Source organism: Marinobacterium mangrovicola, assembly GCF_004339595.1.
Taxonomy (GTDB): Bacteria; Pseudomonadota; Gammaproteobacteria; order Pseudomonadales; family Balneatricaceae; genus Marinobacterium_D; species Marinobacterium_D mangrovicola.
This window is the reverse complement of record NZ_SMFU01000007.1, coordinates 1263231-1276043: the sequence shown is the minus strand read 5'-3', so window position 1 is coordinate 1276043 and position 12813 is coordinate 1263231. Positions and strand designations below refer to the sequence as shown.

The 12813-nt window shown below is 58.6% G+C and carries 11 protein-coding genes; 5 read left to right on the top strand and 6 right to left on the bottom strand.

Features of this window, described 5'->3' with window-relative positions; translation table 11 throughout:
- Nucleotides 1-34 precede the first annotated feature (34 nt).
- From CLV83_RS06735 to CLV83_RS06710, 6 genes are all read right to left on the bottom strand, one after another.
- The gene (locus tag CLV83_RS06735) at nucleotides 35-1132 is read right to left on the bottom strand and encodes a BMP family ABC transporter substrate-binding protein (protein WP_132289268.1); all 1098 of its coding nucleotides are present in this window, start codon (nucleotides 1130-1132) and stop codon (nucleotides 35-37) included.
- A 245-nt stretch (nucleotides 1133-1377) separates the two neighbouring features.
- Nucleotides 1378-1875 (bottom strand): xanthine phosphoribosyltransferase, encoded by a 498-nt coding sequence (gpt, locus tag CLV83_RS06730; protein WP_132289265.1) that lies wholly within the window; start codon nucleotides 1873-1875, stop codon nucleotides 1378-1380.
- 102 nt (nucleotides 1876-1977) lie between these two features.
- Nucleotides 1978-3342, bottom strand: a complete 1365-nt coding sequence (locus CLV83_RS06725; RefSeq protein ID WP_132289262.1) for an 8-oxoguanine deaminase — start codon at nucleotides 3340-3342, stop codon at nucleotides 1978-1980.
- A 12-nt stretch (nucleotides 3343-3354) separates the two neighbouring features.
- Nucleotides 3355-4281 carry an ABC transporter permease gene (locus tag CLV83_RS06720; protein WP_132289259.1) on the bottom strand — a complete coding sequence of 309 codons (927 nt, stop codon included), beginning with the start codon at nucleotides 4279-4281 and terminating at the stop codon, nucleotides 3355-3357.
- Nucleotides 4281-5387, bottom strand: a complete 1107-nt coding sequence (locus tag CLV83_RS06715; RefSeq protein WP_207894750.1) for an ABC transporter permease — start codon at nucleotides 5385-5387, stop codon at nucleotides 4281-4283. The genes CLV83_RS06720 and CLV83_RS06715 overlap by 1 nt, the downstream gene beginning before the upstream one ends.
- 19 nt (nucleotides 5388-5406) lie before the next feature.
- The gene (locus CLV83_RS06710) at nucleotides 5407-6945 is read right to left on the bottom strand and encodes an ABC transporter ATP-binding protein (protein ID WP_132289256.1); all 1539 of its coding nucleotides are present in this window, start codon (nucleotides 6943-6945) and stop codon (nucleotides 5407-5409) included.
- A gap of 334 nt (nucleotides 6946-7279) precedes the next feature.
- On the opposite strand from CLV83_RS06710, the gene xdhA reads away from it, so the two are divergent.
- The 5 genes from xdhA to uraH are packed head-to-tail and all read left to right on the top strand — an operon-like array spanning nucleotide 7280 to nucleotide 12808.
- The gene (gene xdhA / locus CLV83_RS06705; protein ID WP_132289253.1) at nucleotides 7280-8725 is read left to right on the top strand and encodes a xanthine dehydrogenase small subunit; all 1446 of its coding nucleotides are present in this window, start codon (nucleotides 7280-7282) and stop codon (nucleotides 8723-8725) included.
- 1 nt (nucleotide 8726) lies between these two features.
- On the top strand, nucleotides 8727-11078 hold the full coding sequence (gene xdhB, locus CLV83_RS06700; protein ID WP_243642333.1) for a xanthine dehydrogenase molybdopterin binding subunit: 2352 nt from the start codon (nucleotides 8727-8729) through the stop codon (nucleotides 11076-11078).
- Nucleotides 11075-11962 (top strand): xanthine dehydrogenase accessory protein XdhC, encoded by an 888-nt coding sequence (xdhC, locus tag CLV83_RS06695; protein ID WP_132289247.1) that lies wholly within the window; start codon nucleotides 11075-11077, stop codon nucleotides 11960-11962. The genes xdhB and xdhC overlap by 4 nt, the downstream gene beginning before the upstream one ends.
- On the top strand, nucleotides 11952-12464 hold the full coding sequence (gene uraD, locus CLV83_RS06690) for a 2-oxo-4-hydroxy-4-carboxy-5-ureidoimidazoline decarboxylase (protein WP_132289244.1): 513 nt from the start codon (nucleotides 11952-11954) through the stop codon (nucleotides 12462-12464). Before xdhC ends, uraD begins: the two co-directional genes overlap by 11 nt.
- A 2-nt stretch (nucleotides 12465-12466) precedes the next feature.
- Complete coding sequence (gene uraH / locus CLV83_RS06685; protein ID WP_132289241.1) at nucleotides 12467-12808, top strand: hydroxyisourate hydrolase; 342 nt, start codon at nucleotides 12467-12469, stop codon at nucleotides 12806-12808.
- Nucleotides 12809-12813: the final 5 nt, after the last annotated feature.

Below are 12813 nucleotides of genomic sequence, written 5' to 3'. Positions count from 1 at the left end.
TGAATACCTGTGATCATTGCATGCTTCTTAGCTTTTACTTGGGCAGCTCAGCGTCGATGCCCTGGATGTACCAGTTCATCTTCTCGAGTTCTTCCCAGCTCAGCACTTCACCTTCAGGCACCATCACTTCGCCAGCCTGGTTAACCACCGGACCTGCAAACGGATGGATGCTGCCGTCCTGGATACCAGCTACCAGACGCTCGGCCTCGGCTTTTACATCGGCAGGGATGGAGTCAGCGAAGCTCGGGATCACGATAGCGCCTTCGTGCATGCCTTCAACCATGGCGTGGCTTTCCCAGGTGCCGTCCATCACTTTCTGGGTCTGGGCGATGTAGTGCGGGCCCCACTCGTCGACCACAGACAGCAGGTGTGCGTTCGGGCCAAAGCTGGACATATCGGAGGCCTGGCCGACTGCGTATTTGCCGCGACGCTCTGCGGCCTGCATCGCTGCCGGGCTGTCGGTGTGCTGCAGGATAACGTCAACGCCCTGGTCCATCATGGCGTTGGCAGCGTCAGCTTCCTTGCCTGGATCGAACCAGCTGTTGACCCAGATGATCTTTAGTTCGGCATCCGGATTGTATTTGTTCAGTGCCATCTGCACGGAGTTGATATCGCGGATAACCTCGGGAATCGGGAAGGAGGCGATATAACCGATCTTGTTGGACTCGGTCATCTGGGAAGCAACGTAGCCCGCCACATAGCGACCTTCGTAGGTCTTGGAGATGTAAGTACCCAGGTTGTCGGCCATCTTGTAGCCAGTGGCGTGCTCGAACTTCACGTCCGGGTAACGCTTGGCGACCTTGACGGTGGCGTTCATGAAACCGAAAGAGGTGGTGAAGATCAGTTTGTGACCGCTCTGCGCCAGGTTACGGATGACACGCTCGGCATCGGCACCCTCAGGCACGTTTTCAACGTAGGTGGTTTCCACCTTGTCACCAAAGTGCTCTTCCAGAGCGATACGACCCTGATCATGCTGGTAGGTCCAGCCGTGGTCGCCGACTGGGCCAACATAGACAAAGCCGACCTTCAGCGGGTCGTCTGCTGCTATCGCCTGGCCGGACATCAGGGCCGTGCTCAGACCGATACCGGCCGCGACGCCGGTGAGCAGCTTATTAAATTGACGACGTTTCATGCAGTGTTCTCCTTGTGTAGTGCCGAGCACCAGGAAAAGGTGCGATCTTGTAAGTTGCGATCTTGTAAGTTTCTATGTCTCAGTTTTTCTATCTTTTCGATTATGCAAAAAACTGACCACTTGTTCAGGTTTGATCGGTGGCCGTGATTACAAGCCTTGCCGCCCAATCCCAAGGCGCTTTTCGCACTCTCCGGGCTCACTGGTGAGCCCGGTGCCCTGTTTTGGACAGGGGCTCAATGAATACCTTAATTCTCCCGGTCTGCCAGTGGCGTGGCAAAGGTATACGCCATATCCCAGGGAAAGCGGATCCAGGTATCCTGGCTGACTTCGGTGATAAAGGTATCGACCAGTGGTTTACCCGCTGGCTTGGCGTACAGGGTGGCGAAGTGTGCCTTGGGTAGCATCTCGCGTACGTACTTGGCCGTTTTACCGGTATCCACCAGATCGTCGATCAGCAGCATGCCTTCACCATCACCCTCAACACCTTTCAGGACATTCAGTTCACCCTGCTGCGCCTGGGTACCGCTTTTATCACTTTTACCGTAGCTCACTACACAGAGCGTATCGATCAGCCGGATATCCATTTCACGCGCCAGGATGGCTGCTGGCACCAGGCCACCGCGAGTGATGGCGATGATCCCTTTCCACGGTCCCTTGTCGAGCAGTCGCAACGAGAGTGCACGGGCGTTGCGGTGCAGCTCGTCCCAGGAAACGGGGAAATCCATATGGTATGGATTGGACATCGTGTTGTTCTCCTCATCATGTAAGGCAGGGGCTGTACACAGCGCTAATAAATAAATAGCGACAAAGTTTAACCGCTTGGTCAGGTTTTTCCAGTATCTGGATCAACCGACTTTCGCAGCAAGACGCTGTGCCGCCGCCTGATGTTTTTCAATCAGTGCAGGAATATCGATATTCAGTGGCTGGCCATCCATCACTCGCCAGCGACCGCCGACCATCACGGCATCGGCCTGGTGTGCGCCGCATAGCAGCAACGCTGCCAGTGGATCGTGTGCACCGCTGAAGCGTAGCTCATCAAGCCCGAACAGGACGATGTCGGCCTGTTTGCCGACGGCGAGTTCACCCACATCATCACGGCCCAGTACCGCCGCGGAACCTCGGGTGCCCCAGCGCAGCGCATGCTGGTGGTGCACTTTGGAAGAGCCGTAACGCAGCCGCTGCAGGTACATCGCCTGGCGCACCTCCTGAATCATGTTGGAGCAGTCGTTGGAGGCGGAGCCATCCACGGCGATGCCGACAGGGCAGCCCGCGTCTTCCAACGCCTGCACCTGGCAGATACCGGAGGCGAGCATCATGTTGGAGCTGGGGCAATGGGCGATACCCACGCCAGCACTGCCCAGGCGTGCGATCTCTTCATCGTTGAAGTGGATGCCGTGGGCGAGCCAGCTGCGCTCATTCAGCCAACCGACGCTGTCCAGATAGTCCACGGTTCTCAGGCCAAACTGCTGTTCACAGAACGCTTCTTCATCCAGCGTCTCTGCGAGATGGGTGTGGGTGCGAACGTTGTATTGCTTGGCCAGAGTTGCCGTGTCGCGCATCAGTTCGGTGGTTACTGAAAACGGCGAGCAGGGCGCCAGAGCGATCTGCACCATGGAGCCTTCGCTGGCATCGTGATAACGCTGCACCAGGCGTTCGCTGTCGGCGAGAATCGCCGCTTCGGTCTGCACCACGCTCTGAGGTGGCAGGCCGCCCTGGTCTTCGCCAAGGCTCATGGAGCCGCGGGTCAGCGTGACGCGCATGCCAACCTTGGCAGCAGCCTCAACCTGAATATCCACCGCTTCTTCCAATGCGGCCGGGAACAGATAGTGGTGATCGGCAGCGGTGGTGCAGCCGGACATCAACAGTTCGGTCAAAGCGAGTTCGGTCGCAGCGCTGAGCATATCCGGCTCCAGGCCGGCCCAGACCGGGTAGAGCGTCTTCAGCCAGGGAAAAAGCTCCTTGTTCAGGGCCGCAGGCAGGGCGCGGGTCAGGGTCTGATAGAAGTGGTGATGGGTGTTGATCAGCCCCGGGATCAGCACCTGGCGCGATGCGTCGTAACGCTCATCCCAGCCACCGGCCGGTTCCTGGCCCTTGGCGACCAGCTCCAGAATTTTCGTACCCTGGATCACCAAGCCGCCAGCGGCGTCCTCAGCGTTACCGGTAAAAATAGCCAGTGGGTTGGCGATCCAGAGACGTGTGTTCTCAGCCATTAACTGTGGTCCTTAGCTGCTTGCGTGGAAGGGTTTGCCCAGCGACATGGGGGCCAGCAGGCGTGCGCGCACCTGGTTTCGCGACAACACTACCAGTACCAGAATAGTCGCCACGTAGGGCAGCGTTGCCAGCAGGTTGGAGGAAATCGAGAAGCCCAGACCCTGGAACACCAGGTGGAGAATACTGGCCAGACCAAACAGCCAGGCACCGAGCAGCACGCGCTCCACTTTCCAGCTGGCGAATACCACCAGAGCGAGCGCGATCCAGCCGCGGCCCGCGCTCATATTCTCGGCCCAGAGCGGGGTGTAGGCGATAGACAGGTAACCACCGGCCAGACCCGCCATGGCGCCGCCGAACATCACCGCCAGGTAGCGGGTGCGCATCACCGGCAGACCGATGGCGTTGGCCGCATGGGGGTTCTCGCCTACGGCTTTTACGATCAGCCCCGGGCGTGAAGAGCGGAAGAACCAGTAAACCGCGGCAAACAGGAAGAACGACAGGTAAACGATCATATCCTGGGAGAACAGCATTTTGCCGAGCAGCGGGATCTCGCTCAGCAGCGGTAGGGCAAAAGGCTCAAGTCCGGTGATCGGCTTGCCGACAAAGTCGGCACCGATAAATGCCGATAGCCCGGTACCGAAAATGGTGAGTGCGAGGCCGGTCGCCACCTGGTTGGCATTCAGCCCAAGCGCTATAAAACCGAACAGCAATGACATGGCGATACCCGCAGCGATCGCCAGCAGGAAACCGAGTATCAGGCTGCCGCTGAGCAGGGCGGCAACAAAGCCGGCCACAGCGCCCATCAGCACCATCCCTTCCTGTCCCAGGTTGAGCACGCCGCTCTTTTCACACACCAGCTCACCCAGCGCGATCAGCAGCAGCGGCGTGCCGGTGCGTACCATCGCGTAGAGAATGTTTGAGATCAGATCGATATCCATCAGTTTACAGCCTCTTCTTTGACGGCCAGCTTGTCGGCAGCGGATTTGGACAGGGCAGGAATACGGATGCGGAAGTTGATCAGCACATCACAGGCGAGCAGATAGAACAGCAGCATGCCCTGGAACAGGCCGGTCAGCGCCACCGGCAGCCCCAGCGTGATTTGAGCCATCTCACCGCCCATATAGATCAACGCCATCAGCAGAGTGGCTAGCAGGATCCCTACAGGATGCAGGCGACCGAGGAAAGCAACGATGATCGCCGCATAGCCGTATCCCGGCGAGATCGAAGGCACCAGCTGACCCAAGGGACCGGCGACTTCGCCGACACCGGCAAGGCCTGCCAGGGCGCCACTGATCAGCAGGGCGATCCAGACCAGGCGTTTCTCACGAAAGCCGGCCAGACGAGCGGCGCTGGAATCAAGTCCCAGCACCTTGATCTGAAAACCGAGGAAGGAGCGGCTCAGCAGAACCCAGATAATCACCACGGCCAGCAGCGCGAACAGCATGCCGAAGTGGATACGGGTACCGTCAATCAGAGTCGGAATCAGCGCTGAATCGGAGAACATGGCGGATTCCGGGAAGTTGTAGCCATCAGGGTCTTTCAAAGGGCCATGGACCGCCCAGATCAGCAGGTTCAGGGCGATATAGTTGAGCATGATGGTGGTGAGAATCTCGTTGGCGTTGAACGAGGTTTTTAACCAGGCCGCCAGTCCTGCCCAGAGTGCGCCGCCGACCATGCCGGCGAGCAGGACCAGGGGGAGCACCCAGAATCCTTCGGCGTCGATCAGTGCCAGTGCGCAGGCGCTGCCGATCAGGCCGCCCATCAGCAGCTGACCTTCGGCGCCGATGTTCCAGACTTTGGCCTTGAACACGACTGACAGTCCGATGGCGCAGAGCAGAATCGGCGCCGCTTTGACGCAGAGTTCAGCCAGGCCGTAAATGTCTGAGACCGGCATAATAAGCAGGGTGTGAAGTGCTTCCAGCGGGTCCTGACCAAGCAGTGCGAACAGGATGGCGCCACTGATCAGCGTTAAAATGCCGGCAAACACCGGTGACAGCCAGGCCATAAGCTTGGAGTGTTGGCCACGGGGTTCCAGTTTAATCATCGTTAATCCTCGGGCTTAATCAGGCTTTGATTTCGACTTCGTCGAAATCACCGGCCATCCAGCGGCCTACTTCGTTGATCGTCGTATCAGGTGTGGGTTTGATCGGCGAAATACGACCGTGGCAAATGGCGCCGATGCGGTCGGATATCTGGAACAGCTCGTCGATATCCTCGGACACCACCAGGATCGCGGCGCCCTTGTCGCGCAGCTCGATGAGTGCTTTGTGAATTGCCGTCGCTGCGCCGATATCGACGCCCCAGGTCGGGTGTGCAGCGATCAGCAGTTTCGGGTTCTGCATGATCTCGCGGCCGATAATGAATTTCTGCAGGTTGCCGCCGGAGAGGCTTTCGGCGTGGGCTTCGGTACCGGGCGTTTTGACCTTGTAGCGATCGATGATCTTTTCTGCGAATTCGCGGGTTTTTCCGTGTGCGATCATGCCACGATTCACAAGGCCGGTAAGAAAGCCGGTCAGCAGTGCGTTGTCTTTCAGACTCATATCCGGCACCGCGCCGCGACCAAGGCGCTCCTCTGGAACAAACGCCATGCCGGCAGCGCGGCGCTCCCGTGGCGAAAGGTGACCCACCGCGCCATGGGGGAAGTGGATCGCATCGTGGTTTTCCACCTGGTCTTCGCCACTCAGGGCGCCAAGCAGCTCCTCCTGGCCGTTGCCGGCCACCCCGGCAATGCCGAGAATCTCACCGGCGTTTACCGAGAAACTGATGTTGTGCAGGTCTGTGCCGAAGGGGTCGTCACTGACTCGGTTCAATCCGCTGACCTGAAGGAAAGGCTCTTCCCGCAGCACCTTTGGATAGTCGGTGCTGATAGGCGTATCGTCGCCCACCATCATGCGAGCGATGCTCTGTGAGCTCTCGTCCGCTGGCTTACACTCGCCCGATACCTTGCCGGCACGAAGAATGGTGGCGTTGTGGCAGAGTGCGCGGACTTCATCGAGTTTGTGACTGATAAAGAGGATGGCGCAGCCTTCTTTTGCCAGCTGTCGCAGCGTGACGAACAGGGTTTCCACCTCCTGGGGTGTGAGCACCGAGGTGGGTTCGTCGAGAATCAGTAGCTTGATCGGCTGTACCAGACAGCGGACGATCTCAACGCGCTGACGCTCGCCCACGGAGAGGGTATGAATCTCGCGGTCCGGGTTCAGCGCCATGCCGTATTTCTCGGAGACTTCGCGGATTCGCTTGGCGAGAGAAGGTAGATCACCGGCATCGTCGCCCAGAGCAAGAGCGATATTCTCGGTGACGGTCAGCGTCTCGAACAGGGAAAAGTGCTGGAACACCATACCGATCCCCAGCTTGCGCGCCTGTGCCGGGTCTTTGATCTCCACCGGCATCCCGTCCCAGAGCACTTCACCCTGGTCCGGTTTAACCAGACCGTAGATCACCTTCATCAAAGTACTTTTACCGGCGCCGTTCTCGCCGAGCAGGGCGTGAATCTCTGCAGGTTCTATATTGAGATCAATAGAATCGTTGGCGACGCAGCCGGGGTAGATCTTGGTGATTCTCCGCAACGTCAGGCGCGGGGGCGTGATATGTGCTTCGGCCATGGGTCTGCTCTGTGTTGTTGAACGTCATGCCGCTTTTGGCGGCTACGAATAAAACTGCCGGAAAAAGAATGCAAAAACCTGACCACTTGGTTAGTTTTGATTTGAAGTTGACTAATCGGTCAGTTTTGGCAGGATTCATGCAGCCTGTAACTGATAACTGACTGAACGGCCAGATTCGAGGGGCGGCATTATAACTGCCCTGCAAAAGTTTTCCCTCCATAAATTGGGGGCGCCGTACACAGGAAGAACGCCCTAAAATAACGTATAAACAGTAGATTAGAGCGAATTCTCGGTTTTGAAAGTCGATTTCTTATAACAGTGGGGCCGTGGTGGGATGATCCGTTTTCTTCTGAATGATGAGTTAGTCAGTCTCGAAGACTGCTCCCCGGAGTTGACCGTTTTGGAGTTTTTGCGCACCAATAAGGGGCGCACAGGCACCAAAGAGGGATGCGCGTCAGGGGATTGCGGCGCATGCACCGTGGTGGTTGCCGAGCCCTCTGGCGGTCAGCTGCGCTATACCAGCCTGAACAGCTGCATCACTTTTGTGGGTACGCTGCACGGCAAGCAACTCCTTACCGTTGAACATCTTGAACAGAGTGGCGCTTTGCATCCGGTGCAGCAGGCGATGGTGGATCTGCATGGTTCCCAGTGCGGTTACTGCACGCCCGGCTTTATCATGTCAATGTTCGCACTCTATAAAAGCTGCGATACGCCTTCACGTTCCGATGTGGAACGAGCCCTGGCTGGAAACCTCTGCCGTTGTACCGGCTATCGGCCCATTATCGATTCTGCATTGAGCCTGGCGGGCAAGGGGGCAAAGGATCAGTTCTCCGATACGGAAGTTCGGGTGCGTGAGCAGTTAACCCAGATCGTTAAAGACGCGCCCAGCGCATCGCTTACCCAGGGCGATCATCGCTTCTATATTCCCTCGACCAGCGACGAGCTGGCATCCCTGTTACAGGCCTACCCGCGGGCGAAGCTTGTTGCCGGTGGCACCGATCTGGCGTTGAGTGTGACCCAGCAGCTGCAGCAGCCTGAGGTGCTGATCAATACCGGTCGCGTCGCCGAGATGGCTGAGATCAGGGAAGCAGACGATGTCCTGCTGATCGGTGGCGGTGTCAGCTACAGCAACGCCGAGCCGTTGCTGCACAAGCACTTTCCAGCCTTTGCCGATCTGCTGGAGCGCCTGGGTTCTCTGCAAATCCGCAACCAGGGCACGATCGGTGGCAACATCGCCAACGCATCGCCAATCGGTGATACACCGCCGGTGCTGCTGGCGCTGAACGCAAAAATTCATGCCCGCAGCGGTAACCACTGTGAAGCGATTCCGGTGGACCGGTTCTTTACCGGCTATCGCGAGACCGCGTTACCGGAGCAGGGCTTTATCGAACAGATTGAGATTCCCCTGCAGCCGGAACGTGAGCTTTACGTCTTCAAAATTTCGAAACGTCTGGATGATGATATTTCCGCCGTCTGTGCCGCTTTTTCCCTCAGTATCGATGGTAGCGGTGTTGTGACCGATGCGCGCCTCGGCTTTGGCGGCATGGCGGCAACTCCGGCGCGGGCGATCAAGGCCGAGCAGGCACTGATCGGCAAGCCTTTTACCGAAGAGGGTGTTGAGGCGGCTCAAACTGCACTGGCCAGTGATTTCAGCCCCATCGATGATGTTCGCGCCAGTGGCGAGTACCGGCTGATGGTGGCGCAGAACCTGTTGCTGCGCGCCGTGCTGGAGCAGAATAACCCGACCCAAGAGCCGCTGGAGGTGGTGCAGTATGCGTAATATGAATCCAGTGGCTGATAAGGCCAAACCCGCTGGCGCCACCGGTGTTGCCCGCGCCCATGAAAGTGCGAGCAAGCATGTTTCCGGCGCGGCTACCTATGTCGACGATATCGTGACGCCGCACGGAACGTTGCACGCGGCTGTGGGTTACAGCCGAATAGCACGTGGCCATATCCGCAGTTTGGATCTTAGCGGTGTGCGAGGCAGTGAGGGAGTGATCGCTGTGTTGGAAGTTGCCGATATCCCCGGACACACCGATATCGGTCCGGTATTCCCCGGTGATCCGCTACTCACTTCGGACGAGATCAAATACGCCGGCCAGCCGATCTTTGTCGTGGCTGCCGAAACTGAGCTGCAGGCGCGTCGTGCGGTGACAAAAGCCAAAATCGATTACGAATCCCGCGAACCACTGCTGGATGTCACCAGGGCTCTGAAGGAGCAGTCCTTTGTGCGTCCATCGCACCATCTGCAGCGTGGCGATGAGAAAACCGCCATTGAAGATGCGCCGCTCAAACTCAGTGCAGAGCAGCATGTCGGCGGCCAGGAGCACTTCTATCTCGAGGGGCAGGCGGCACTGGCGGTGCCGGGCGAAGATGGCGGCATGCTGGTGTACAGCTCTACCCAGCACCCCAGCGAAGTACAGAAACTGGTGGCCGAAGTACTGGACGTGCCGGCTAACCGAATCACCGTGGATATGCGTCGCATGGGCGGCGGTTTCGGTGGCAAGGAAACCCAGGGCGCGCCCTGGGCCTGCATGGCGGCGTTGCTGGCGCGCAAAACCGGCAAGGCGGTGAAGCTGCGCCTGCCGCGTTGTGACGATATGCCGATGACCGGCAAGCGCCATCCGTTCTATAACAGCTATGAGATCGGCTTCGATCTGCAGGGCCGTCTCCAGGGCGCGAAGATTGTTGTCACCGGTAACTGCGGTCATTCCCCGGATCTCTCTGACGCCATCGTTGATCGCGCCATGTTCCATGCTGATAACGCCTATTTCATTCCCCATGTCAGTGTCGATGGCCACCGCTGCATGACCAATACCGTCTCCCATACCGCGTTTCGTGGCTTTGGCGGCCCCCAGGGGATGATGATTATCGAGCGCGCCATGGACGATATCGCCCGCGCCGTGGGTCGTGATCCGCTTGATGTGCGCAAGCTGAATCTCTACGGCGGGGAGGGGCGCAATCTCACTCCCTATCATCAGACCGTTGAGCATAACGCACTCCCGGAATTGATCGACGAGCTCGAAGAGAGCAGCGACTACCGTAAGCGTCGCGCCGAGATCACTGAATGGAACAAAACCAGCCGGGTGCTCAAGCGCGGCCTGGCGCTGACGCCGGTTAAGTTTGGTATCTCCTTCACCATGCCACACCTGAACCAGGCCGGTGCGCTGGTGCATATCTACACCGACGGCAGCATCCAGGTGAACCACGGCGGTACAGAGATGGGCCAGGGGCTTCATACCAAGGTGGTGCAGATCGTTGCCGAGGCGCTGTCGGTCAGTATCGATGAGATTCAGATCACCGCCACCCGCACCGACAAGGTGCCGAATACGTCTCCGACCGCCGCATCCAGCGGTACCGATCTGAACGGTCAGGCCGCGCGCAATGCGGCGCTGGAGCTGAAGAAACGGATCAGTGAATGTATCGCTGAGCAGAAAGGCTGTGCGCTGGAGAGCGTACGCTTTGAATCCGGGCGTATTTACTGGGGTGAAAGCGCTTCTGAAGAGGAGAGCATGAGTTTCCCGGAAGCGGCACAGTTTGCCTATTTTCACCGTATTTCCCTGTCAGCCACCGGTTACTACCGCACGCCGAAGATCTGGTATGACCGCGAGCAGGCAAAGGGGCGGCCGTTCTTCTACTTTGCCAATGGCGCTGCCGTATCCGAGGTGGTGATCGACACGCTGACCGGGGAATACCGCGTGCTTGGCGTGGATATCCTCCACGATGTGGGTCGCAGCCTGAACCCGGCGGTGGATCTGGGGCAGATCGAAGGCGGCTTTATCCAGGGTATGGGCTGGCTGACTACCGAAGAGCTGCAGTGGAACGCTGAGGGCTTGCTGACCAGTAACAGCCCGGCCAATTACAAGATCCCGGCGATCAGCGATACGCCGCCACGCTTCAACGTGGCGCTGTTTGAGCGCGATAACGAAGAGGAGACCGTCTATCACTCCAAGGCGGTAGGCGAACCCCCGTTTATGCTGGCGATCTCGGTCTGGTCCGCTCTGCGTGACGCCATCGCCAGTCTGGCCGATTACCATGTCAGTCCCGCACTGGATACGCCGGCCACGCCGGAGCGGGTGCTGAAAGCGGTGATGGAAACACGGAAGTCTGCGCAGGCGGGAGGTCAGGCATGAACGTCTGGGGTGAGGCACTGGCTGAGCTTCAACGCAGCGGCGACGCCCACGTTATTGTCACGCTGATCGGCACCCGTGGCTCCACGCCGCGGGAATCCGGTAGCAAAATGCTGGTTACTGCGGAGCAAAGCTACGACACCATCGGTGGCGGCCATCTGGAGTTCAAGGCGATTCAGCGCGCCCGGGAACTGCTGCTTGGTCAGCAGGATGCCCAGATTCTGGAGCAATACCCGCTGGGTGCAACCCTGGGCCAGTGCTGTGGCGGACAGGTCTCGGTACTGTTTGAGTTTTTCGCACCCAGGGGCAAAGAGATGCTGGTGTTCGGCGCCGGCCATGTGGCCAAGGCGCTGATCCCGGTGCTGGCTGGTTTGCCGCTGCGGGTTCGCTGGATCGATAACCGCGACGACATGCTGCCGCAACAGGTTCCCGCCAATATCTCTACCTGCATGACTGATGATCCGGTGGCAGAGGTCGAAACCGCAGCCCCCGGCGCGTATATGCTGGTTCTGACCCACAACCATCAGCTTGATTTTGAGCTGGCCGAAGCTGCCCTGAAGCGCGGCGACAGCGGATTTCTCGGTGTCATCGGCTCCGCTACCAAGGCGCGACGTTTCCGTCAGCGGCTTGAGCATCGTGGTTTTGACCAGGGGCAGATCGAGAGGATGGTATGTCCAGTGGGACTGGCCGAAGTGGGCGGCAAACGGCCCATGGAGGTGGCCGTTTCCATTGCAGCGCAGATTATCGGTCTGTATCAGAATGAACTGCCTGAAAAGACGGTCTCCACCGGCATCGACTGGCGCACCCTGAAACAGGCGTTCAGCGTCGAAGAGAGCAACGAGCGCAATACCGACGACCAGGATAGAGATGTAAAACATGAAGCTTGAAACCTTCAACCAGCTACCGGCAGCCGAGTGTGAAAACGCACTGGGCCAGTGCTGTGTTGCAACCCGCTGGATCGAACAGATGCTTGAGGCGCGCCCCTTTGCGGATGCTGAGGCGCTGTTTGAAACGGCAGAGCGAGTTTGGGCCGGACTGTCCATGCCCGATTACCTGGAAGCCTTTGAGGGTCACCCGAAGATCGGCGATGTCAGTTCGCTGAAGAAAAAATATGCCAGCACCAAGCAGCTGGCAGCGGGGGAGCAGTCCGGCGCCTCGATGGCCGGCGATGAGGTGCTGCAGGCGCTGGCGAATGGCAATACGGAGTATGAGCAGCGCTTTGGCTTTATCTTTATCGTTTGCGCCACCGGTAAAAGCGCCGAGGAGATGCTGGCGCTGCTACAGGCCCGTCTTGGCAACGACCTGATGACCGAACTGAATATCGCCGCCGGGGAGCAGGCCAAGATTACTCGCCTGCGTCTGGAAAAAATGTTAGCGGAGCAGGAGTGAGCATGAGCCAGATCACCACCCATATTCTCGATACCGCCAGAGGCTGCCCCGCTGAAGGCGTAGCCCTGGCCCTGGCCGTAATGAAGGGCGACAGCTGGGAAACACTGGCTGCAGGTGAGACCGACCATGATGGTCGCGTGGCGGATCTGTTGCCCGAGGGTGAAGACCTTCCAGCGGGTCGTTACCGCATGCGCTTTGAGCTGGAACCCTATTTCGTCGCCCAGGGCGGCGCGATGTTCTATCCCCGTGCGGATATCGAATTTATGATTGCCGCCGGCGGCGAGCATTACCACATACCTTTGCTGCTAAGCCCCTTCGGGTATTCCACCTATCGTGGCAGCTGATAAAA